Origin of the sequence: Mesorhizobium sp. M0227, assembly GCF_040321855.1 — a bacterium.
Classification (GTDB): Bacteria; Pseudomonadota; Alphaproteobacteria; order Rhizobiales; family Rhizobiaceae; genus Mesorhizobium.
The window spans coordinates 165,974-187,204 of the sequence record NZ_JAMYSJ010000011.1 but is presented as its reverse complement, the minus strand read 5'-3'; the positions used below and the strand labels follow the sequence as shown (position 1 = coordinate 187,204).

Annotated in this window: 19 protein-coding genes; 13 read left to right on the top strand and 6 right to left on the bottom strand. The window is 62.1% G+C overall.

Annotation, left to right across the window (positions count from 1 at the left end; translation table 11 throughout):
• Positions 1-13: 13 nt before the first annotated feature.
• The 5 genes from NKJ00_RS17815 to NKJ00_RS17795 form a co-directional block, all read right to left on the bottom strand.
• Positions 14-463 carry a VOC family protein gene (locus NKJ00_RS17815; RefSeq protein ID WP_023809527.1) on the bottom strand — a complete coding sequence of 150 codons (450 nt, stop codon included), beginning with the start codon at positions 461-463 and terminating at the stop codon, positions 14-16.
• Between the two features lie 20 nt (positions 464-483).
• Positions 484-1,263 carry an SDR family NAD(P)-dependent oxidoreductase gene (locus tag NKJ00_RS17810; RefSeq protein WP_023809528.1) on the bottom strand — a complete coding sequence of 260 codons (780 nt, stop codon included), beginning with the start codon at positions 1,261-1,263 and terminating at the stop codon, positions 484-486.
• 94 nt (positions 1,264-1,357) lie between these two features.
• Positions 1,358-2,836 carry an aldehyde dehydrogenase gene (locus NKJ00_RS17805; RefSeq protein WP_352442507.1) on the bottom strand — a complete coding sequence of 493 codons (1,479 nt, stop codon included), beginning with the start codon at positions 2,834-2,836 and terminating at the stop codon, positions 1,358-1,360.
• A gap of 8 nt (positions 2,837-2,844) precedes the next feature.
• On the bottom strand, positions 2,845-3,432 hold the full coding sequence (locus NKJ00_RS17800) for a thiamine pyrophosphate-dependent enzyme (RefSeq protein ID WP_023809529.1): 588 nt from the start codon (positions 3,430-3,432) through the stop codon (positions 2,845-2,847).
• Positions 3,433-3,437: 5 nt separating this feature from the next.
• Positions 3,438-4,010 carry a thiamine pyrophosphate-binding protein gene (locus NKJ00_RS17795; RefSeq protein ID WP_023809530.1) on the bottom strand — a complete coding sequence of 191 codons (573 nt, stop codon included), beginning with the start codon at positions 4,008-4,010 and terminating at the stop codon, positions 3,438-3,440.
• 101 nt (positions 4,011-4,111) lie between these two features.
• Here NKJ00_RS17795 and NKJ00_RS17790 point away from each other — a divergent pair, with 101 nt between their 5' ends.
• From NKJ00_RS17790 to NKJ00_RS17735, 11 genes are all read left to right on the top strand, one after another.
• Positions 4,112-5,047: a LysR family transcriptional regulator gene (locus tag NKJ00_RS17790; RefSeq protein WP_127267891.1), complete on the top strand. Its 936-nt coding sequence runs from the start codon at positions 4,112-4,114 to the stop codon at positions 5,045-5,047.
• A gap of 105 nt (positions 5,048-5,152) precedes the next feature.
• Positions 5,153-6,301 carry an acyl-CoA dehydrogenase family protein gene (locus NKJ00_RS17785; RefSeq protein ID WP_023809532.1) on the top strand — a complete coding sequence of 383 codons (1,149 nt, stop codon included), beginning with the start codon at positions 5,153-5,155 and terminating at the stop codon, positions 6,299-6,301.
• Positions 6,302-6,310: 9 nt separating this feature from the next.
• Positions 6,311-7,051, top strand: a complete 741-nt coding sequence (locus tag NKJ00_RS17780) for an NAD(P)H-dependent oxidoreductase (RefSeq protein ID WP_023809533.1) — start codon at positions 6,311-6,313, stop codon at positions 7,049-7,051.
• On the top strand, positions 7,044-8,174 hold the full coding sequence (locus tag NKJ00_RS17775) for a CaiB/BaiF CoA transferase family protein (RefSeq protein ID WP_352630590.1): 1,131 nt from the start codon (positions 7,044-7,046) through the stop codon (positions 8,172-8,174). The genes NKJ00_RS17780 and NKJ00_RS17775 overlap by 8 nt, the downstream gene beginning before the upstream one ends.
• Positions 8,175-8,184: 10 nt before the next feature.
• Entirely contained in the window at positions 8,185-9,027 is an 843-nt protein-coding gene (locus tag NKJ00_RS17770) for an HTD2 family dehydratase (RefSeq protein WP_023809535.1), read from the top strand.
• Positions 9,021-9,833 (top strand): HpcH/HpaI aldolase/citrate lyase family protein, encoded by an 813-nt coding sequence (locus NKJ00_RS17765; protein ID WP_023809536.1) that lies wholly within the window; start codon positions 9,021-9,023, stop codon positions 9,831-9,833. Before NKJ00_RS17770 ends, NKJ00_RS17765 begins: the two co-directional genes overlap by 7 nt.
• Before the next feature lie 26 nt (positions 9,834-9,859).
• A complete protein-coding gene (locus tag NKJ00_RS17760; RefSeq protein WP_023809537.1) occupies positions 9,860-11,236 on the top strand; it encodes an MmgE/PrpD family protein in 1,377 nt (458 codons plus the stop codon).
• Positions 11,237-12,061: 825 nt separating this feature from the next.
• On the top strand, positions 12,062-12,553 hold the full coding sequence (locus tag NKJ00_RS17750; RefSeq protein WP_023809539.1) for an alcohol dehydrogenase catalytic domain-containing protein: 492 nt from the start codon (positions 12,062-12,064) through the stop codon (positions 12,551-12,553).
• 937 nt (positions 12,554-13,490) lie between these two features.
• Positions 13,491-14,705 carry a glycosyltransferase family protein gene (locus NKJ00_RS17745; protein ID WP_023809540.1) on the top strand — a complete coding sequence of 405 codons (1,215 nt, stop codon included), beginning with the start codon at positions 13,491-13,493 and terminating at the stop codon, positions 14,703-14,705.
• A gap of 1 nt (position 14,706) precedes the next feature.
• Positions 14,707-15,951, top strand: coding sequence for a glycosyltransferase (locus NKJ00_RS17740; RefSeq protein WP_023809541.1), 1,245 nt, complete (start codon positions 14,707-14,709; stop codon positions 15,949-15,951).
• Positions 15,948-17,099 (top strand): glycosyltransferase family protein, encoded by a 1,152-nt coding sequence (locus tag NKJ00_RS17735; RefSeq protein WP_352551648.1) that lies wholly within the window; start codon positions 15,948-15,950, stop codon positions 17,097-17,099. Before NKJ00_RS17740 ends, NKJ00_RS17735 begins: the two co-directional genes overlap by 4 nt.
• Positions 17,100-17,135: 36 nt before the next feature.
• Here NKJ00_RS17735 and NKJ00_RS17730 read toward each other — a convergent pair whose 3' ends face one another.
• Entirely contained in the window at positions 17,136-17,801 is a 666-nt protein-coding gene (locus tag NKJ00_RS17730) for a class I SAM-dependent methyltransferase (RefSeq protein ID WP_081734794.1), read from the bottom strand.
• Between the two features lie 233 nt (positions 17,802-18,034).
• Here NKJ00_RS17730 and NKJ00_RS17725 point away from each other — a divergent pair, with 233 nt between their 5' ends.
• Entirely contained in the window at positions 18,035-20,749 is a 2,715-nt protein-coding gene (locus NKJ00_RS17725) for an ABC transporter transmembrane domain-containing protein (RefSeq protein WP_352551651.1), read from the top strand.
• Between the two features lie 34 nt (positions 20,750-20,783).
• Positions 20,784-21,230 carry a cyclic nucleotide-binding domain-containing protein gene (locus NKJ00_RS17720; RefSeq protein ID WP_031212612.1) on the top strand — a complete coding sequence of 149 codons (447 nt, stop codon included), beginning with the start codon at positions 20,784-20,786 and terminating at the stop codon, positions 21,228-21,230.
• The last annotated feature ends 1 nt before the right edge of the window (position 21,231 follow it).

The window sequence follows — 21,231 nt, the reverse complement described above, 5'->3', positions numbered from 1 at the left end:
CTTCGCGCGAAGATCATTTGCCGGGCAGATTGGTCGCCCGGGTCAGCAGGATCACGCCTGCCTTGTCGGCTGTGTCGTAGTAGGTGAAGCCGGTGCGGTTTTCCCGGCGCCCGCGCATCAGCACGGCAAGTCCGTCGGTTTTCGCCTTGGTTTCGGCTGCGTCCGCATCACGAACCTCGAAGCCGATATGGAAGACACCTTCACCCTTGCTGTCGAGATGAATTCGCTGCGGTGAAGGATCGCCGTTCGGCTGGCACAGCTGCAGCTGAACGTTCGGCAAGTTGCAAATCCGATATTGCATCGCCTTGAAACCCTCGGGGCTTGGGACCTGCAGTTCTTCGTATTCAGCCAGCGGCGGATAGGGCTCCCATGGCCCGATGCCGATGGAGTCGTAGTAGGCCTGCGCCTTGTCGATATCGTGCACGACGATGCAGATGTGATGCAGCTTTTCGAAATTACCCATGTCGTCACTCCCCATTCTTCTCACTCCTTGATCGGGACCGTATAGTTCAGCACGCGGCGCCCCCCGTCGGGGTAGATCGTCTCGCCGGTGATGTAGGAAGCGTCGTCGCTGGCCAGGAACGCCACGACCGAGGCGATCTCGGCTGCCGTGCCGAGGCGCCCGAGCGGTGTACGCGAAAGGACCGCCCGTCTCATTTCTTCCGAATCGATGAATGTCCCGTCCATGACCATGTCCGTGGCGATGGTGCCCGGGCCGACACCGACCACACGGATGCCATGGGGAGCGAAGGCGACGGCCGCGGTGCTGGTGACCTGGTTCATGCCGCCCTTGGAGATCGCGTAGGTGGCGACACGCGGGTTGGCGAGGCCCGAATTGATCGACGACATGTTGATGATGACGCCGCCTCCACCTTGCGCGATCATCTGGCGGGCGGCCGCCTGGGTGCCCATGAACGCGCCCTTCAGATTGACGGCGAGAACCCTGTCGTAGTCCGCCTCTGTGATGTCGAGAAAGTCCTGGACCGGAGCGATGCCGGCATTGTTGACCATGATGTCGACACGGCCGAACTTCGCCACCGCCGCTGCAATCAGCCCATCGATCTGTTCCTTCTTGCTGACATCCGTAACGACCGCCAGGACGCTGTCGGTGGTGCCGATTTCAGCGGCACATTTTTCTAGCTCCACGGCATTGATGTCGCCGAGCACGAGCTTCGCGCCTTCGGCCAAAAAGCGTTCCGCGCAAGCGCGTCCGATGCCGCGCGCCGCGCCTGTGACAACCGCCACCTTGCCTGCCTGTCTCATGTCCAATCCTTCGATCATTTGTAAGTCGGCCACCGTCTCAAGGAGTATGGGCCGAGCTTGGCTACGGATGGGGATTCTCCCACCGAAGCCTAGCCTAGCGGATAACGAAGGGATTGGCGGTCTTGCCGGCGGTGTCTATCCACACCGTCTTGGTCTGCAGATAGGAATTGATGGCATCCTGCCCGCTTTCGCGCCCGATACCGCTCCTCTTGTAGCCGCCGAAGGGCGCCATGTAGGAGACGGCACGGTATGAATTGATCCAGACCATCCCCGCCTCCATTGCGGCCGCGCCGCGCAACGCCCGGCCCATGTCGCTGGTCCATATTCCTGCCGCCAGCCCGTAGGGGCTGTCATTGGCAATGGCGAAAGCCTCTTCCTCGTCGTCGAACGGAATGACCGAAAGGATCGGTCCGAACACCTCTTCGCGCGCGATCCGCATGGTGTTGTTCACGCCAGTGAAGATGGTGGGCTCGACGAACCAGCCCTCGGCCAATTCACCCGAGGCCGGCTTGCCGCCGCCCAGCACGCAAAGCGCACCCTCGCGGCGCGCGATGCCGAGATAGGACAGCACCTTCTCGCGCTGGGCTTGCGTGGTGATCGGCCCGACCTGCGTCTCTTGCAGCGCCGGATTGCCCAGTCGAGCGCTGGCCGCCAGCGTTATGACGCTCTCCACGAACCGGTCGTGGATTTTGCGATGCACCAGCAGCCGCGAACCCGCGATGCAGGTCTGGCCACTGGCGGCGAAGATGCCTGAGATCGCGCCGTTGACCGCGCCCTCGATGTCGGCGTCGTCGAAGACGATGTTGGCCGATTTGCCGCCGAGCTCCAGCGTGACGACTTTTAGCTGTTCGGCAGCCGCTCGATAGACCGCGATCCCGCCAGGCTCACCACCGGTGAAGGCGATCTTGGCGACGTCGGGATGAGAGACGAGTGGCGCGCCGACATCAAGCGGCATGCCGGTAACGGTGTTGACCACGCCGGGCGGGAAGCCTGCCCGCGCAAACAGTTTCACGAACTCCAGCGTCGAGGCCGAGGCGTGTTCCGACGGCTTGATGACGACAGTGTTGCCTGCCGCCAGCAGCGGCGCGAGCTTCCATGTCAGGAGTAAAAGCGGCGAATTCCAGGGCACGATCGCTGCAATGACACCCAGCGGCTCGTGGCGGGTGAACGCGAACATGCCAGCCTTGTCGATCGGCAGCACCGCACCTTCGATCTTGTCGGCAAGACCGCCGAAATAGCGGAACCATTCCGGGATATAGCGCAGCTGTGCCGTCATTTCGGTGAGCAGCTTGCCATTGTCGCGCGTCTCGATGGCGGCAATGCGATCCGCGTTCTCCGCGATCAGCTCAGCCAGCCGCACGAGCAGCTTGCCGCGCGCGGTGGGCGTGATCCCGGCCCACTCCTTCGACCGGAAAGCAGCCTTGGCGGAGGCTACGGCGGCATCCACCTCGGCCTGTCCATCGCGCGGAATCAGCGCCCAGGGCCTGCCGGTGAACGGATCATGGCTCTCGAATGTATCGGCTGTCGATTGCAACCGACCGCCGACCGTGTTCTGGAAACTGACCAGCGCCATATCGGTCCTCAACAGGTGGTAAAGCCCAGATGGGCGCGAAAGCGGTTCTTGACCTCGACCGCGTCGCGCGGCGGCAGCGAGCGCGGCAGGTTCTCGGCGGTGATTTTCAGCACGAAAAGGCGCGGACCGTCGGCCGGATGCCGAAGCTCTTCACACAGCGTGTCGACCTCCTCCAGCGTACGCAGCTCGGCGGTCTTCAAAAAACCGCAAGCGGCCGCGACCTTGTCGAAACCAATGCCCTTGCCGGTATGGCTGGACTGCATGCCGGTCTCGCCGAAATGCTGATTGTCGAGCACGATCAGGTCGAGATTTTTCGGCCGCGCCACCGAGATCGTCGCCAGCGAACCGAACGCCATGAGCTGTTCGCCATCTCCGGTGATCACCATGACCCGCTTCTGCGGCTGGGCCTGGGCAAGCCCCAGGCCGATCAGCGCAGCACCGCCCATGGCGCCCCACAGATAATAGTTGTCGTTGCGGTCACCGGCAGCATGCACGTCGTAGCTCGGCGAGCCGAGACCGGTCACGACCAGGGCTCCGTCGCGGGCGTCAAGCAGCTTCTTCACCGCAACCCGGCGGTCCATCGTCGGTAAATTCATGTCGCTCACCACTTCTTCTTGCCGAGCAGCCGCTGCCCGATCAGCACGGCAATCTGCTGGTCGGCGTCGAAAGCCATCAAGGCTGCCTGCGCCACCGTCTCCACGAGATCGGGACCGGTCTCGGCGCGCAGCACCCTGAGGCCGATCGCCTTCAGCGAGGCCTCCGTCGCCTGCCCCATTGGCACCTGCCACGGATTGAACTCGGCCCACTCGCCTCGCATCGTCACCAGGACGAGCAGGGGAAAGCGCGCCTGCACGGGAAGCGACAGCATGTTGATGCAATTGCCGACGCCTGAGGATTGCATGAGCACGACGCTCCGCTTGCCGCCGAGCCAGGAGCCTGCGGCAATGGCGATGCCCTCCTCCTCCGTCGTCAGCACATTGGTGACAACCTCGGGATCCGTGCTGAAGCGCTCAATCAATGTGGTGTGGCCTGCGTCGGGCACGTAGGACATCTGGCTGATGCCGGCGGCCTTGAGCACGTCATAGACCGGATCCGGCCACTGCTTTTCAGACGCCGCCGGAGCGGCTGCAAGTGCTGCCGCTTGCGGATGTTTTGCTTCTATGCTCGCCGTCACCTTGGACCCCCGGGAATTTGGATTGGAACCAGGTTACCTCGGCTGTCCAATCTAATCTTCGTCCCTTTATTGTGATCAGATATAATGATATTCGATAGCTCATGGAGTTATCGCAGCTACGCACGCTCATCCACGTCGCCGAACTCGGCAGCCTCAGCAAGGCCGCCGACCGGCTGCACATTGCGCAGCCGGCGCTCAGCCGGCAGGTGCGCATGCTGGAGGAGGAATTGGGCTTTGCCCTTTTCCTGCGCCATGGACGCGGCATGGTGCTGTCTGAGCAGGGCAAGGAGGTGCTGGCGCACGCCATGCGCGTGATGGCCGAGATCGACGAGATCCGCGCCACGGCCACGCCCGCCGATGCGCCGCTAACCGGCGAAGTGGCCATCGGCCTGCCGCCCACCGTTGCCGACATTATTTCGCTACCGCTGGCGGCCGCCTTCGGCAAGGCCCATCCCAAGGCCAAGCTCAGGCTTGTCAGTGCCTACACCGGCTATCTGCTGGACTGGATGCACCGCGGCGAGGTGGACGTTGCGGTGCTCTACGACCCGCGCATGGCGCGTTCGCTGCGCTCGCGCCCGCTGCTCCTGGAAAACCTGTTCCTGATCGGACCGCCGGACGCGGGTTTTTCAACCGTGCGCGCCGTATCGTTCGCCTCGCTCGCGGGCAAGCGCCTGCTGCTGCCCAGCATCAAGCACGGGTTGCGCATCATCGTCGAACGCTGCGCCACGGATGCCGGCATCACGCTCGATGTCGGCATCGAAGCGGACTCATACTCCGCGCTGAAGGACCTAGTGCGCAACGGCCATGGCTGGACGATCCTGCCGCTCGCTCCTATCCATGCCGACGTGACCGCCGGGCTGCTCACCGCCGCGCCGTTGATCGATCCGGTGCCCGTGCGCCGCCTGATCCTTGCATACCCGGCGGACCGGCCTGCCTCGCGGCTGGCGCGGTTTGCCGGACAAGCGATCGAGGACATCGCCAAGGATCTTGTCGGGCGGGCCGTCTGGGTTGGCCAGCTTCTCGGTCCTCCGCCATAAGCATTTGAATTTCGTTATATCTGCTCACGCCTGCCTTGCATTGCGGATAGGGCGTCGAGGCGCGATAGTGAGGCCTGCAGCAAGACGAAAAGCCGGACAAACCTCATGGAACACTACCAGGACATTCGCGATGCCGTCGCCAGGTTGTGCGCGCGCTTTCCCGGAGAATACTGGCGCGCACTCGACAGGGACATGACCTACCCCGGTGAATTCGTCGCAGCGCTGACGCAGGCCGGTTGGCTCTCGATCCTGATCCCGGAGGCCTATGATGGCTCGGGCTTGCCGCTTTCGGCCGCCGCTGCCGTGCTGGAGGAAATCCAGCGCGCCGGCTGCAATGGTGGCGCCTGCCATGCCCAGATGTACACGATGGGCACGCTTGTTCGCCACGGCTCGGAAGCCCAGAAGCAGCGATATCTGCCGAAGGTCGCCACAGGAGAATTGCGCCTGCAGGCCTTCGGCGTCACGGAACCGAGCAGCGGCACCGACACCGGCGCGCTCAAGACTACTGCTCGCCTCGACGGCGATCATTTCGTGGTCAAGGGCCAGAAGATCTGGACCAGCCGTGCCGAGCATTCCGATCTGATGCTGCTGCTGGCGCGGACCACGCCGCTGAAGGACGGCATGAAAAAGACCGACGGCCTCTCCGTCCTCATCGTCGACATGCGCGAAGCCGTCGGCAACGGCCTCACAATCCGGCCGATCCGCACCATGATGAACCATGCCACCACGGAAGTCTTCTTCGACGATCTGCGCGTGCCGGTCGAAAACCTGATCGGCGAAGAGGGAAAGGGATTCCGCTACATCCTCTCGGGCATGAACGCCGAGCGTATCCTGATTGCCGCCGAGTGCATCGGCGATGCGAAATGGTTCATCGAAAAGGCCAGCACCTACGCAAAGGAGCGGCATGTGTTTGGCCGGGCAATCGGCCAGAACCAGGGCATCCAGTTCCCGATCGCAAGGGCCTACGCCAACATGCGCGCAGCTGAATTGATGGTGCGCCAGGCGCTGAGCCTCTACGAGGCCGGCAAGAACCCCGGCGCTGAAGCCAACATGGCCAAGATGCTGGCGGCCGACGCTTCGAACGAAGCCGCCAATGTCTGCATCCAGACTTATGGCGGGTTCGGTTTCGCTGAAGAATACGATGTCGAGCGCAAGTTCCGCGAGACGCGTCTCTATCAGGTCGCGCCGATCTCGACCAACCTCATCCTGTCATACCTTTCCGAGCACGTGCTTGGACTGCCGCGTTCCTACTAGGAGTCGTCCGTGAACGTCCTCATCGTCTACGCCCACCCGGAAGCAAAATCCTTCAACGGCGCCATGAAGGATCTCGCCGTGGAAACCCTGACCCGCGCCGGCCACGACGTGGTTGTCAGCGACCTCTATGCGATGGGCTTCAATCCTGTCGCAGGGCCGGGCGACATATCGGGCGAGCGCAACGATCCAGACTTCTTCAGCCTGCCGCGCGAGCAGACCGCCGCCTACGAGGCCGACGCACTCGCGGCCGACATAAACGCCGAGGTCGAAAAGGTGAAGCGGGCGGATTTCGTGCTGTTCCAGTTCCCGGTCTGGTGGTTCGGAATGCCTGCAATGCTCAAGGGCTGGGCCGATCGCGTCTTCGCGCGCGGTTTCGCCTATATGCCGGGCCGCAAATACGACACCGGCATGTTCAGGGGAAAGCTCGCCATGGTGGCCGCCACCACGGGCACGTCGGCCGACACCTACGCGCCCGATGGCATCGACGGCGACATCCTCACGGTGCTGTGGCCGATCCACAATGGTCTGCTGCGCTATTCCGGCTTCGACGTGCTGCCGCCCTTCGTCGCCTATATGCCGGGCCGTGTCGGCGACGATGGCCGCAAGGCCTATCTGGAAGCCTACCGCAAGAGGCTTGAGGACATTGATGGCACGCCGCATCTGTTCTTCCACGCAGCCGAGGACTACGGCAAGAACGAGCGGCTGAAGCCTGGTGTGCTGGCGCGCTCGGGAGTGCAGCGCAATGTCTGACGGCGCCCGCCCACTGGAGGGCCTGTTTGTCGTTTCGATCGAGCAGGCCGTCGCCGCTCCGCTCTGCACGGTCCGCCTTGCCGATGCCGGCGCACGCGTCGTGAAGATCGAGCGCCCGGAAGGCGAAACCGCGCGTCACTACGATTCCGCAGTGGAGGGCATGTCCGCTTACTTCGTCTGGCTCAACCGCGGCAAGGAGAGCGCGGTGCTCGACCTGAAGACCGAGCACGACCTGGCTCTCCTGCACCGGATGGTCGCGCGCGCCGACGTCCTCGTGCAGAATCTCGTGCCGGGCGCCATCGACAGGCTCGGCCTCTCGGCCGATACAATCGCGAAGGAGTTTCCTCGGCTGATAGCCATCAACATCGTTGGCTACGGGCAGGACACGCCCTACGCGGCCATGCGCGCCTACGACATGCTGGTGCAGGCCGAAAGCGGCATCTGCGCCGTTACCGGCACACCGGACACGCCGAGCAAGGTCGGGGTTTCCGCCGCCGACATCGCCACCGGCATGAATGCCCATGCAGCGATCCTCGAAGCCTTGCTCGCGCGCCAGAAGACTGGGCGCGGTCGCATTGTCGAGATTGCCATGTTCGACGCCATGGCCGATTGGATGACCGTGCCGCTGCTGCACTACGAATATGCGGGCCGTGAGACCCAGAGATATGGCCTGGCGCACGCTTCGATCTACCCCTATCGACCCTATGCCTGTCGGGATGGCAGCGTGGTCGTGTCCATCCAGCAGACCAATGAATGGAAGCGCTTCTGCACGCTCGTGCTGCAAAGGCAGGATCTGTTCGCCGACGAACGCTTCGCCACCAATGCCTGGCGGGTGGCCAATCGCACGGCACTCGACGCCGAGATCGAACCGATCTTCGCGGCAATCGACTGCGAAGTGGCTATAAACCGTCTCAACGAGGCGCAGATCGCCTGGGGCCGGGTGAGCGCAATGAACGACCTGCCGCACCACAAGGCGTTGCGCCGGACAGAGGTGGCGCTGCCGGACGGCAGGCGCATCTCCGTGCCGATGCCGGCAGGGCGGTCGGAGGGGTTCGCAACGGTCCCCAGCGTTCCCGCCCTTGGCGCCGATACGGACCGGATCCGGTCCGAATTCGCCGCCTGACGAGGACCTGATGAGCCTGGACATAACCACGCTGCAGGAATGGGTTGGACGCACACACACGGTCGAGGACATTGTCACCCCGCGCCTGCTGGCCAGCTTTGGCGCCACGCTTGGGGACCACGCGGCGCAGACTGCCGAGGGCGCGGCCCCGCCAGGACTGCACTGGTGCCTGACGCCGGACATTGCCGCCATGCGTGAACTCGGACCTGACGGGCACCCGGCCAAAGGCGGCTTCCTGCCACCGGTGCCGCTTCCGCGCCGCATGTGGGCTGCCAGCGACGTGCGTTTCATGGCGACGATCCGCTCCGGCGACCCCATCCGCCGCCGCTCGACATTGACCGCCATAGAGGAGAAGCATGGCCGCAGCGGCCCCCTCACCTTCGTCACGGTCCGGCACGACATTGCCAACGATTCCGGTCCGGTGATCGAGGAGGACCAGACCATCGTCTATCGCGCCGCCGAAGCTGCTGCGGCGACCCCTGCCCCGCCGGCCAATTCGCCCCTGGCCGCATCGCACGAGCGCACGATCAACGTCGATCCCGTGCTGCTCTTTCGATATTCCGCGCTGACGTTCAACGGGCACCGCATCCACTATGACGCGCCCTACGCCACGACGGTCGAGCACTATTCCGGGCTCGTCATCCATGGCCCGTTGCAGGCGACGCTGCTGATGAACTTCGCCACCGCCATTGCCGGCACGTCGCCGCGCCGTTTCTCGTTCCGCGGCGTGCATCCCGCGACCGGCCCGCAGCGCCTGCTTTTGAGCGCAACATCCCGAGGCCAAGATGGCATGGCCCTCGAGGTACGGTCGGCCGACGGCCATGTGACGGTGAAGGCCACGGCGCAATGGTGAGCTTCGTCACGCCTGTGGTGCCGCTCTTCGTACCCGGCTCGCGGCCGGAGCGCTTTGCCAAGGCCGACAGCAGCGGCGCGGATGCGGTCATTCTCGACCTCGAGGATGCCGTCGCCCCTGGCGACAAGGAGCGCGCCCGGGAAGCAGTCGTTGCCCATGCAGCCGTGCTGACATCCGCGGTCGTGGTTCGCATCAACGCCGTCGGCACACCCTGGCACGAAGTGGATATCGATGCCGTGCGGCGCCTCGACGGCGTCTCCGTCATGCTGCCCAAGGCCGAGCGGCCGGAAGACATTACTGATATGACCAGGCACATGGCACGCAGCGTTTCCGTCATCGCGCTGGTCGAGAGTGCTGTCGGCCTTGCCAATCTGCCGGACATATTGGCCACGCCCGGCGTCGTTGCCGTCGCCTTCGGCTCGGTCGACTTCTCGCTCGATCTCGGTTGCGCGCATGATCGGCTGATCCTGCTTGCGGCTCGCAGCGAAATCGTCTGGCGCTCGCGCGCCGCTGGCCGGGCCGCGCCGATCGACGGCGTAACGACCGACCTGAGCAATCCTGAAATCACGGAGGATGACGCCCGCCACGCCATGAAGATGGGTTTTGGCGGCAAGATGGCCATCCATCCGAGGCAGATCGAGCCGATTCGCAATGGCTTTCGCCCGAGCGAAAATGACATCACATGGGCACGCGACATCATTGGCGCGGCCTCATCAGGCGAAGCCAGCCAGGTGAACGGCGAGATGGTGGATCGGCCGGTCATCGAACGTGCAAGGCAGGTCCTGCGCCGGGCCGCTTTGGTCTAAAGGGCATGCCAGAGGAGGAGCAACAGATGAGCACGGACACCGCCGATTGGCCGACCGCCAGGCTCTGCTCGTTCATCGCCGAACTCGACTTCGAACAGATCCCGCCGCGCGTCGTTCATTTCGCGAAAGGACTGATGATCGACTGGCTCGGCTCGGCGCTGGCCGGCAAGGGTGCGCACCAGGTCGAGATCATCGACGGCTTTGCGCGTGCCATGGGGCCGGCGGACGGCCCAAGCACCATCATCCCGACGCGGCGGCGCACAAGCCCCTATTTCGCGGCGATGGTCAATGCGGCGGCCTCCCATATCGTGGAACAGGACGACGTTCACAACGGCTCGGTCTTTCACCCGGCGGCCGTGATCTTTCCGGCGGTCCTGGCGGTTGCCGAGGCTGAGGGGAAGACCGGCCGCGACGTCCTGACTGCCTGCATCGCCGGCTATGAAGTGGGCATCCGCGTAGGAGAATTCCTCGGACGCTCGCACTACGAGATATTCCACACCACCGGCACCGCTGGCGCTGTCGCCGCGGCCGCGGCGGTCGGCAGATTGATCGGACTGGACGCAGCCGGTCTCAACCATGCTCTCGGCTCCGCCGGCACCCAGGCGGCAGGGCTCTGGGAATTCTTGCGCGATGCCGCCGATTCCAAGCAGCTTCATACGGCGCGAGCCGCCGCCAACGGCCTGTTTTCTGCCTATCTGGCACGCGATGGCTTCAAGGGGGCCGCGCAGATCCTCGAAGGGAAAAAGGGCATGGCTTCAGGCATGTCCAGCGACGCCGATCCGGCCCGCCTGACGGACGGCCTCGGCAGCCGTTGGGCAACCGAGGAGACCTCCTTCAAATGGCACGCCGCCTGCCGGCACACCCATCCGGCCGCTGATGCGCTGCAGCTTCTCATGCGCGGCGAGGGGCTCGGTCCGGACGACATCGCTGATGTGGTAACCCATGTCCATCAGGGAGCCATCGATGTCCTGGGCGCGGTGGTCATTCCACAAACCGTCCACCAGGCGAAGTTCTCCATGGGCACAGTGTTGGGCCTCATCGCCGTCCATGGCGTCGCCGATCTCGACGCGTTCGAACACCAAGCACTTGCCGACACGCGCGTCGCCCGTTTCCGCGCCAAGGTGCGGATGGAGTTCGACGCCGAGATCGACAGACTTTATCCCAAGCAATGGGTCGGCAAGGTGAGCGTCATGACCATTGACGGCCGCAAACTCGATACCCGCGTCGACGAGCCCAAGGGCGACCCCGGCAACACGCTTGCGAAACAGGAACTGGAAGCCAAGGCCATACGCCTTGCCGAATTTCGAGGCGGCGCCACCGCCGACGAGATGCGCGCGTGTATAGCCCGCATCTGGAGACTCGATCAGCCCGGAAGCACGGCGCATATATTTGCTGAGAGTTAGCCCGCTATCGCGCCGAAGGACTGCATCCGCCCGAACGGATGGAGAATTGCCCGCGGCCGGTCGTGCTATGGGGCGTGCGCAGGAGCGACCGCAGTTGACTTCAGAGGCGATGTCAGCTTTCGGGAGATCACCCAGTGTCGAACGGCCGACTTGAAGCGCATTGCTGCCATTTGCGAAGATTGAACAAACGCTACTGAATTTGGGTCGTCAATTGCGAACGAGCGCATAACGGGCAGTTCGATTCCTTTCGCGCCGCCCTGTGTTGTAAAGCAGTTTGACGATAATGGTGGGCCCGGAGGGCATATTAAAATCCTTGGTTCTGTTGAGTTTTTCGTGGGCCAGAATCTGAAAGCTTCCCGTATCGTTTCGTATGCTCCCGCGACCCCAAACTGCCGACCATAGCTGACCTCGTTTTACGAACGTTGGGAGCAGGGTCCAGAACGGCGGAAATGGGGCCGGAACCCGACTGACAGCTTCGCGACTTCGGGATGGCCCTAGCGGACGTTTTACAAGTCTGGCATGTCCCATCGGAGACTCGACGACGTCGCTAGGCGAGAAGCGCCGAAACGCTTGTCCAATTATCCCCGGCCCGTTCCGCTTCGATCGCCTCATCAGGAGGCCTCTGGTCGCGCACCAACTTGACGATCTGTTAGCCATGGCAATTGTCGACTAGTATACTTAGCTGGAGTGTTCATGCTGAGGTTCTTGTCAGCGCGCCGCAGTCGCTAGAAATCCGGCCGGGCGCCATGCCACAGCCCGGCGCCAGCGAAGTGGTCGTTCACGTCAGCCGTGCCGGCATCTGTGGCTCCGACATTCACATCCTGCATGGCTCCAATCCGTTCGCCGTTCTATCCGCGCGTCATCGGCCATGAGTTCGCGGGCACCGTCACCGCGCTCGGACGCCATGTGACCGGCGTTGCCGTGGGAGGAGGCCGCGCGGTGGTCGACCCCGTGGTGTCGTGCGGCCACTGCTATCCCTGCCGGATCGGCCGTTCCAATGTCTGCGCCCACCTCGAAGTGATCGGCGTCCATCGCGACGGCGGTTTCCGTAACTTCGTCGCCGTCCCGGCGCATAATGCCATTCCAATTCCGGCCGACATGCCGTTCAGTCTGGCGGCGCTGGCCGAACCGATTTCGATTGCCGCCAACGTCCTCGACCGCACCGGCTGTGGCTCTGTGATACTGCTGATCAGGGTGCCGGAACCGTCGGCGTCACGGTGCTGCAGGTTGGCAAAATGCATGGTGCCCGCTGCATCGTGGCCGACATCGATGAAGCTCGCCTCGAGCGGGCGCTACGCTTCGGTGCCGACAAGGTGATCCACTCCGTGCGCGATCCCGTGCCGGCTCGCGCCTGAATCGCCGGCTGTTGCCACGCGTCGTCGAATGGCTGGCCGACAAGCGGCTCGATCCGCAAGGCATGATCAAGTAGCCTATAACTCATTGAAATTGCACTAAAATATCCCTATAATCCCAAAAGAGACCGACACCAGAGCCGTCAAAAAATTACGCTTTTGGTTTTAAAGGGAATTCGCCGCAAAGAATTTTCGAGGGTTCACCAACTATCGGGACCAATCGGGCGATTTTTGTACCTCACGACGTTCGACGGCCTGCCCAAGCCGTTTAAAGAAGTACCGTCACCGCTCCAATAAGGCATTGGCATGGGCCATAACGATCGACAAGCAACCGGTGTCGCACACACCCTGCAGCGGGTGGTGTGTTGCGACCGCGCTGGCATCCACTCGATTTTTGCTGAAATTCCGGCTAGCTTGGCGACAGATGGCTCAATTTCTGGTCGGTGAATCACAATGAGACCGCCCGTCAAGAGAATAATGGGCGGCACCTTTGGTCCCGAGGCGAGTGCAATGGCGCACGAATGAGTTCTACAAGAATGCGCCGTGCGACGCCAGCGACCTTGTCCTTTCGTATACCGATCAAGCAATTGGCTATATGGGCAAGATAGGGGAATTTCACCTTTACCAGTCCGGATTGGAATCAAGAGGGATGATTTCTGCCGATTTTTTTGACATCGCTTTCCTCTTCGATCCATCCCACAATATAACAGGAAGTCTCTGCTCACACCCGCGCGGCGATATTCGCCAACCCATCTAGTCTCGGACTCGCGATCAGAAAGCATATCTGAACGGCATTCCATAGAAGCAATATAAAATTGAAAATTGCGGCCAAACCCAGGATGGTTTCGAAGCCGGCGGGCCACTCACGGTGTCAAGGCGAGAATTTTAAGAGACGTTCAAGAATGACCCAGCACGCAGAAAACGCACGAATTCTCATGTACAGCCACGACACGTTCGGGCTCGGCCACTTGCAGCGCTGCCGGACTATTGCGCATTCGCTAGTCGAGGATTTCCGTGGGCTTCAGGTGCTTATCATTTCGGGTGCGACTATCGCTGGCGCCTTCGACTACCGCGCCCGTGTCGACTTCGTGAAGATCCCCAGCGTCATCAAGCTGCGCAACGGCGAATACACCTCGTTGGAAAAGGACATCGATCTGCATGAGACGCTAAGGATGCGTCAGTCGATCATCCGCCACACAGCCGAGACCTTCCGGCCGGATATCTTCATCGTCGACAAGGAACCGCTCGGCCTGCGCGGTGAGATTGAGGACACGCTGTCCTACCTCAAGACGCGGGGCACCACGCTGGTGCTTGGCCTGCGCGAGGTGATGGATGCACCGCATCTGCTCGAAGCAGAGTGGGCGCGCAGGGATGTGATGCGCAAGATAGGCCTGTTCTACGACAAGGTCTGGGCCTATGGCCCGCCGGATTTCTACGATCCGTTGACTGGCTTGGATGTGCCGCCGGCTGTCAGGGCAAAAATGAGATTCGTCGGTTTCCTGCAACGGAGCCTGCAGCGGAACCAGTTGCCCGGCCACCGGCCAGAGGGCGACTATATCCTGGTTACCACCGGTGGCGGCGGCGACGGCGCCGAATTGATTCACGACGTCATCGACGCTTATCAGCAGGATCCGAAATTGCAGCACAAGGCGCTGATCGTGCTTGGGCCTTACATGCCGGCTCGCAAGCGCAACAAGTTGCTGAAGAAGGGGGCCACGATCCCCTACATCAAGATTATCGAGTTCGACAACCGCATGGAAGACCTGATTGCCGGCGCCAAGGCGGTAGTGGCGATGGGCGGTTACAATACTTATTGCGAGATACTATCTTTCGACAAGCCGGCGCTCATCGTGCCGCGCATCGAACCCCGCCAGGAACAACTGATCCGCGCGCGGCGCGCAGCCGAACTGGGCCTCGTCGAAATGCTTTTGCCGGAGGAAGCCAAGGACTCCCAGCGATTTGCCGATGCACTGGTGGCGCTGCCGAATCGGCCTCGTCCATCCCAGAGTAATCCACATCTGACCCTGGAAGGGCTCCCTCATATTTCCGAAATCGTCGCGGAACTGCTCGACCGGCAGGCTGGCCCTCACCTTTCGGTTATTGAAGGCATGAACTGAGTTGCAACATCGCAAGATCGTCGTGGTTCTGAAGGGTTATCCGCGGCTCTCGGAAACCTTCATCGCGCAGGAACTGCTCGGACTGGAGCGTGCGGGGTTCGATCTGATACTCGTCGCGCTCAGGCGGCCGACCGACGCAAAACGCCACCCCGTGCATGACGAGATCAAAGCGCCCGTCCATTATCTGCCGGAATATCTGCATGAAGAGCCGCTGCGCGTGGTTCGCTCGCTTTCTGCTTGTTTGCTGCGGCCGGGCTTCTGGCGTGCACTGGGATCGCTGGCCGTCGATATGCCGCGCGACTTTACGCGCAATCGCGCGCGCCGTTTCGGGCAAGCGCTCGTGCTAGCGGCCGAATGGCCCGAAGACGCGGTATGGCTGCATGCGCATTTCGCGCACACGCCGGCATCGGTGACGCGCTATGCCAGCCAGCTTCTTGGTCTGCCCTGGAGCTGCTCGGCCCATGCCAAGGACATCTGGACTTCGGCGGATTGGGATCTGGCCAGCAAGCTTTCCTCGGCGCGCTGGACGGTAACTTGCACGAAAACCGGCTTCGACCGTCTGAAAAAACTCGCCGACGGCAACTCGTCAGTGCATTTGAGCTATCATGGGCTCGACCTTGATCGCTTCGGCATTTTCGGCGAGGCACGAAAACAGCATGACGGCTCGGCGCCGGACGAACCGGTTATCGTTCTGAGTGTCGGGCGCGCCGTTGCAAAGAAAGGTTACGACACCTTGCTGGAGGCCCTTGCCCTCTTGCCCGGTGATTTAGCGTGGCGTTTCGAGCATATTGGCGGCGGCGAGGAACTGGAACGGCTCAAGGCGTTGGCGCAAAAGCTCGGACTGGATGGTCGCATCTCTTGGAAAGGCGCGCTCGCGCAGGAAGAGGTGCTTGAGCACTACCGCCGCGCCGATATCTTCGCCCTGGCCTGCAGGATCACCGCAAATGGTGACCGCGATGGTCTGCCGAATGTTCTGGTGGAGGCGGCCAGCCAGCGGCTTGCCTGCGTGTCGACCGATATTTCCGGCGTGCCGGAGCTTTTATCGCCGGATGAAACCGGGCTGCTGGTTCCGACGGAAAACCCAATTGCCCTGGCACAGGCGCTGGAGCGGCTGATCCGTGATCCCGTGCTGCGTGCCCGCCTCGGCGACACCGCAGAGGCGCGCGTGCGCGGCAATTTCGATCACATAGCAAGCATTGGACAGCTCAAGGAGCTGTTCGAACGGGAGTGGCGGGCCGCCGAATGAAGCGGCTGCGCGCGTTCTTCTATGTCCAGCACCTGCTCGGCATCGGCCATCTCGCGCGCTCCAGCCGCGTCGCGGCGGCTCTGGTCGATGACGGGTTTGACGTAACCATCGTCACTGGCGGAGCGCCGGTCGCGGGGTTTCCGGGATCGGGGGCAATATCTGTAACCCTGCCATCTGTCACCTCCGGTGATGAAGGATTTTCCGGTCTTGTCGACCTGCAGGGCAAGCCCATCGACGATGATTTCAAGAAACGGCGTTCAGAGATGCTGCTGCAGGCATTCCGGGATTGCAGGCCTGATATCGTCATTGTCGAGGCGTTTCCATTTGGGCGCCGGCAGATGCGTTTCGAACTCTTGCCGCTGATCGAGGCCATCGACGCGGCGTCGCCCAGACCGCTGCTGGTGACGTCAGTCCGTGATATCCTGCAGGAGCGCGTCAAGCCGGGCCGAAACGAGGAAACGGTCGCTCTCGTTAACAGGCATTTTGACCTTGTCATGGTCCATGGCGATCCGGCTTTCGCAACCATCGACAAGACATTTCCACTGGCGGGAGCGATCAGGGCCGAGGTTGCGTACACGGGGCTCGTTGCCGCGCCACCAGCGCCCGCGGCCTCCGAGCGTTTCGACGTTGTGGTGTCGGTTGGCGGCGGGGCCGCAGGAAAGAGCCTTGTCCGATCCACCATCGCATTAGCGCGGAATGCCGACAACGCCTGGAAATGGTGTCTGATCACCGGCCCAAACCTGCCGAAGGACGAATTTGACGCGATTACACGCGATGCGACGCCGGGCCTGTCCATCTTCCGGTTTCGCGAGGATTTCGCCAGCTTGCTGACCGGCGCCCGCCTGTCGGTCTCGCAGGCGGGTTACAACACTGTCTGCGATGTCCTGCGCGCGCGCTGTCGCTCGCTGCTCGTTCCCTTTGCAGCCGGCGGGGAAACGGAACAGACGGTTCGAGCCCTTATGCTCGAAGAGCTCGGTCTTGCAACGGTGCGGATGGAAAAGGACCTGACGCCTGAGTGTCTGGCGCAAGCGATCGAACAGGCGCTTGCGGGACCGGCGCCAGCGGCGCATCGTCTCGATCTGGAAGGCGCCCGTCACTCTGCGCAAATCCTGCGCGAGCGGCAACGAACCTGGTCCTCGAAATCCTAACGCAGGTCGCATCTCGTTGGATTCGCGAAACGCGCTTCAAACAGTTCCAATCAGCATGAAGCGCGTATATTTTTTTGTCGGCAGTTCGCCGGAGAACCTGATCTCCCGTAGCGCCGCCATTGCTTCGAAGGCTGCAAGCGAAGCCACGCAGTTGATGTGCGTCGGCTCGCTGAAGTAATCGTTCGATTGCAGCAGCACATTCGTGCCCCGCGGAAGCAGGGCAAGCCAGGCACCCAGCTCGGCTATGTGTTCGCAGCTCGTATTGACCACTAGGTCGGGCCGCCCGGCGGCATAGTCGAGTGCGTACATATCTTCCGTCAGCGCCCGGAAGCGGTCGCCGGCTTCCCGGTTGAGGGTCCGGGCGACCGGCCCGACTTCCGGATCGATGTCGATGCTGTCGATCGCCGCAATGTCGAAACGGGCGTCGTTGAAAAGCATTGCCGGCAATACGCCGTACCATCCACCCAGCACCCATATACGCCCGAACCGGCCGCCGCAGCTTCCAAACAGCTCGTCGAGCGCCCACATCTTGCAAGCGACCTGCTTGTGGTTGAAGGCGTTGGCGATGTCGGCCGTCGGATGCTTGGCGATGACGCGCGCCAGCCCGGCGACGAGAGGGTGGTCGACATAGGCGGCAATTCCCCGGGCGAGATCCAAGGCTTGTTCGTGCCCGCCGGCATTGCGTGCTTGTGTGACATCCATCATATTCGTCCTCTATGTTGGGATTTCGGGCGACACAACGCAATATTGCCTCACGCGAGCCTGTTCGACTTGCGGATAAGACGATGCCGCCAGCCGTTTCGCCGTTGCACGGTGGCGAAGGGGGCCGATTGCGTCTGTCCCGACCAGCGGCGTCCATCCGCGAAGACATTGCCGATACATCGTTTGCCAGCAGGTGCTTTCACCGCCTGCATCCTCCAAACTGACAGTCGCATATGGAACCCAGCCTAGCCCGCTATATCTGGACGCACACCCGGAAGCAGCAGATCTGGATATTGATGATCGTCCTGCTTTCGATGATCCCATATTTCATGTCCTTCGACCTGCCGAAGCTGATCGTCAACGGCCCGATCCAGGGGAAGGGGTTCGAGCAACCCGGCACGACCCTGCCCTTCATGAGATTGCACTATAACCTGCCGTTCATTGGCGAGGTCCAGTTCTTCTCCGGTTTTCAGCTTGACCGCAAGGAGACGCTGCTTGCCCTGAGCCTTGTGTTCCTCTTGCTGGTCGTCATCAACGGCCTGTTCAAACTCTACATCAACACCTACAAGGGCCGCCTCGGCGAACGCATGCTGCGGCGTATTCGCTTCGATCTGATCGATCGTGTGCTGCGGTTTCCGCCGATTTACTTCAAGCGGGTGAAATCCGCCGAAGTGGCGACCATGGTGAAGGATGAGGTGGAGCCGCTGGGCGGCTTTATCGGCGATGCCTTCCTGCAGCCGGTGCTGCTCGGCGGCCAGGCGCTGACGGCCATGCTGTTCATCATGGTCCAGAACGTCTGGCTCGGAATGATAGCGGTGGTGATCGTGATCATCCAGATCGTACTCATCCCGCGGATGCGGCGGCGGCTGCTCGTGCTTGGGCGCCAACGGCAGTTGACGGCGCGCGCGCTTTCTGGCCGGGTTGGCGAAATCGTTGACGGCATCGGCGCGGTTCACGTCCACGATACGTCGAACTACGAGCGCGCCGACATAGCTGCTAGGCTAGGGCTCATCTTCAAGATCCGCTTCGATCTTTACCAATGGAAATTCATGGTAAAGTTCCTCAACAATTTTCTCGCACAGCTCACGCCCTTTCTGTTCTACATGATCGGCGGGTATCTGGTCATCGGGGGCCGGCTGGACGTCGGCCAGCTCGTGGCGGTGATCGGAGCCTACAAGGACCTGCCCGGACCGATGAAGGAACTGATCGACTGGGATCAGGATCGGCAGGATGTCCAGGTCAAATATCAGCAGGTCGTTGAACAGTTCACCGTCGAGGATATCATTGCGCCGGGAATCGCGGCACTGACGATCGACGATCCCGGTCCGATGACAAACCCGCTGTCGGCGGTCGGTCTCTCCATGGCAGACGATGGCGGTGCAATGCTCCTCAACCGTGTCTCCATGCAGGTCAAGCCGGCTGAGACGGTGGCGCTGGTCAGCACCCCGACAGGCGGAGCGGAGGCGCTAGCAGAAGCCTTCGCGCGTCTGAACTGGCCAGAGAGTGGAAAGGTCGCTTCGGGCGCCGATGACCTGCTTGAACTCCCCGAAGCCGTGACCGGCCGGCGCATGTCCTACGCCTCGTCGGATGTTTTCCTGTTCCAAGCAAGCCTGCGCGATAACCTGCTCTACGGGTTGAAGCATGCACCGCTGACATCGGTGACTTATGACGGCGCCGCGGCAGACCAGCAGCGCTGGAACATGGACGAGGCGCGCCGGTCGGGCAATCCGGATTTCGACGTCCATAGCGACTGGATCGACTATGCTTCCGCCGGTGCTACCGGCCCGCACGACCTCTTTGAAGCGGTGCGCCGGGTGCTCGACGCGGTTCTTCTGTCGCGCGACATTCTGGATCTTGGCTTGCGCTCTTCGGCCGACCTCACGCGTCACACGAAGCTCGCCGGGCGGATCGTCGAACTGCGTGCAGCGCTGCGAACCCGGCTGGAACAGGAAGGGCTGCGCGAACTGGTGGTTCCTTTCGAGCCGGGCGCTTACAACACGGAAGCGACGATCGGCCAGAACTTGCTTTTCGGCGCCGCCGCCGGCCCCGAACTGGCCGACAAGGCTCTGGCGGCCAATCCCTACTTTGCTTCCGTGCTGAAGCAGGCCGGCCTCGACAGCACGCTCTACGAGATGGGCATGGAGATCGCCGAACAGGCCATCGAGCTGTTTGCCGACCTGCCGCCAGATCACCAGTTCTTCCAGCAGCTCGCCTTCATGAGCGCCGAGGAGATCCCCGCCTACGAGACCTTGCTGCAGCGGCTCAAGAACCGCCCCTACGAGGCGGTTTCGGAGGCCGACCGCGCCATGATCATCACCTTGAGCTTTGCCTATATCGAGCCCCGGCACCGCTTCGGCCTGCTGACCGACGAGTTGATGAGCAAGATCGTCGCCGCACGCAACCAGTTCTATGAAAACCTGCCGCCCGAACTGCACAACGCGATCGAACGGTATGATCCTGCCAAATACATTGCCGCGGCCACCGTCATGGACAATGTCCTATTCGGCCGTGTGGGAAACAACCATCCCGACGCCCCGGACCGCATACGCTCCATCGTCTATGACATTCTTGACGAGCTGGGGCTCTATGCCGAGCTTCTGGATGTCGGCCTGGACTTCAACGTCGGCGCCGGTGGAAGGCGGCTGACCGGCGGACAGCGACAGAAGCTCGATGTTGCCCGGGCTCTGCTCAAGCGTCCCGATTTTCTCATTCTCAACCGGCCGCTGTCGGCGCTCGACCAGCGCATTCAGGACAAGGTGCTGCGAAACGTGCTCGAGGAAGCCAGACGCGACGGCCATTCGCCGGCAATTGTGTGGGTCGTGACGAGTCCGGCAATGGCGATGATGTTCGATCGCGTTATCGTCTTTGACTCGGGTCAATTGGTGGAAGACGGTACACACGAGACACTTTTGGCAGAGAACGGTATCTTCAAGGAACTTCTGTCATAGTCTGGCAGACGCGAATTTAGGAAGGTTTGCGACAATGCTGCTCAAGGATGAAGTTGGAATGCTGCAACGCGTTCCCTTGTTCTCTGGCATTGAGCCGGCAAAGCTCAAGCTGCTCGCGTTCACATCCGATCGCGTGAATTACAGCGCCGGCCAGATTCTTTTCCGGCAGGGCGACGAGGCAGACGCTGCCTATGTCATCCTTTCAGGCAGGGCGGATATTCTGGTCGATTCCGACAGCGGGCCGATGAAAGTTGCCGAACTGCTGCCAAATTCGATTGTCGGCGAGATCGCCATATTGTGCAACAGCTCCCGCACTGCCACCGTCAGCGCGGCAAGTGATCTGGAGGCCTTGAGAATCCGCAAGGATCATTTCCTGAGGCTTATGAAGGAGTTCCCGGAAATGACCATCGAGATATTGCGGGTTCTTGCCGATCGGCTAAGCCATACGACCGCGGATCTGATCGACGCACGAAGCGCCTAGA

Coding starts and splice junctions, on each gene's coding strand:
- NKJ00_RS17815 (WP_023809527.1), bottom strand. CDS start 463: ATGGGTAATTTCGAAAAGCTGCATCACATCTGCATCGTCGTGCACGAT.
- NKJ00_RS17810 (WP_023809528.1), bottom strand. CDS start 1,263: ATGAGACAGGCAGGCAAGGTGGCGGTTGTCACAGGCGCGGCGCGCGGC.
- NKJ00_RS17805 (WP_352442507.1), bottom strand. CDS start 2,836: ATGGCGCTGGTCAGTTTCCAGAACACGGTCGGCGGTCGGTTGCAATCG.
- NKJ00_RS17800 (WP_023809529.1), bottom strand. CDS start 3,432: ATGAATTTACCGACGATGGACCGCCGGGTTGCGGTGAAGAAGCTGCTT.
- NKJ00_RS17790 (WP_127267891.1), top strand. CDS start 4,112: ATGGAGTTATCGCAGCTACGCACGCTCATCCACGTCGCCGAACTCGGC.
- NKJ00_RS17785 (WP_023809532.1), top strand. CDS start 5,153: ATGGAACACTACCAGGACATTCGCGATGCCGTCGCCAGGTTGTGCGCG.
- NKJ00_RS17775 (WP_352630590.1), top strand. CDS start 7,044: ATGTCTGACGGCGCCCGCCCACTGGAGGGCCTGTTTGTCGTTTCGATC.
- NKJ00_RS17770 (WP_023809535.1), top strand. CDS start 8,185: ATGAGCCTGGACATAACCACGCTGCAGGAATGGGTTGGACGCACACAC.
- NKJ00_RS17765 (WP_023809536.1), top strand. CDS start 9,021: ATGGTGAGCTTCGTCACGCCTGTGGTGCCGCTCTTCGTACCCGGCTCG.
- NKJ00_RS17760 (WP_023809537.1), top strand. CDS start 9,860: ATGAGCACGGACACCGCCGATTGGCCGACCGCCAGGCTCTGCTCGTTC.
- NKJ00_RS17750 (WP_023809539.1), top strand. CDS start 12,062: ATGGCTCCAATCCGTTCGCCGTTCTATCCGCGCGTCATCGGCCATGAG.
- NKJ00_RS17745 (WP_023809540.1), top strand. CDS start 13,491: ATGACCCAGCACGCAGAAAACGCACGAATTCTCATGTACAGCCACGAC.
- NKJ00_RS17735 (WP_352551648.1), top strand. CDS start 15,948: ATGAAGCGGCTGCGCGCGTTCTTCTATGTCCAGCACCTGCTCGGCATC.
- NKJ00_RS17730 (WP_081734794.1), bottom strand. CDS start 17,801: ATGGATGTCACACAAGCACGCAATGCCGGCGGGCACGAACAAGCCTTG.
- NKJ00_RS17725 (WP_352551651.1), top strand. CDS start 18,035: ATGGAACCCAGCCTAGCCCGCTATATCTGGACGCACACCCGGAAGCAG.
- NKJ00_RS17720 (WP_031212612.1), top strand. CDS start 20,784: ATGCTGCTCAAGGATGAAGTTGGAATGCTGCAACGCGTTCCCTTGTTC.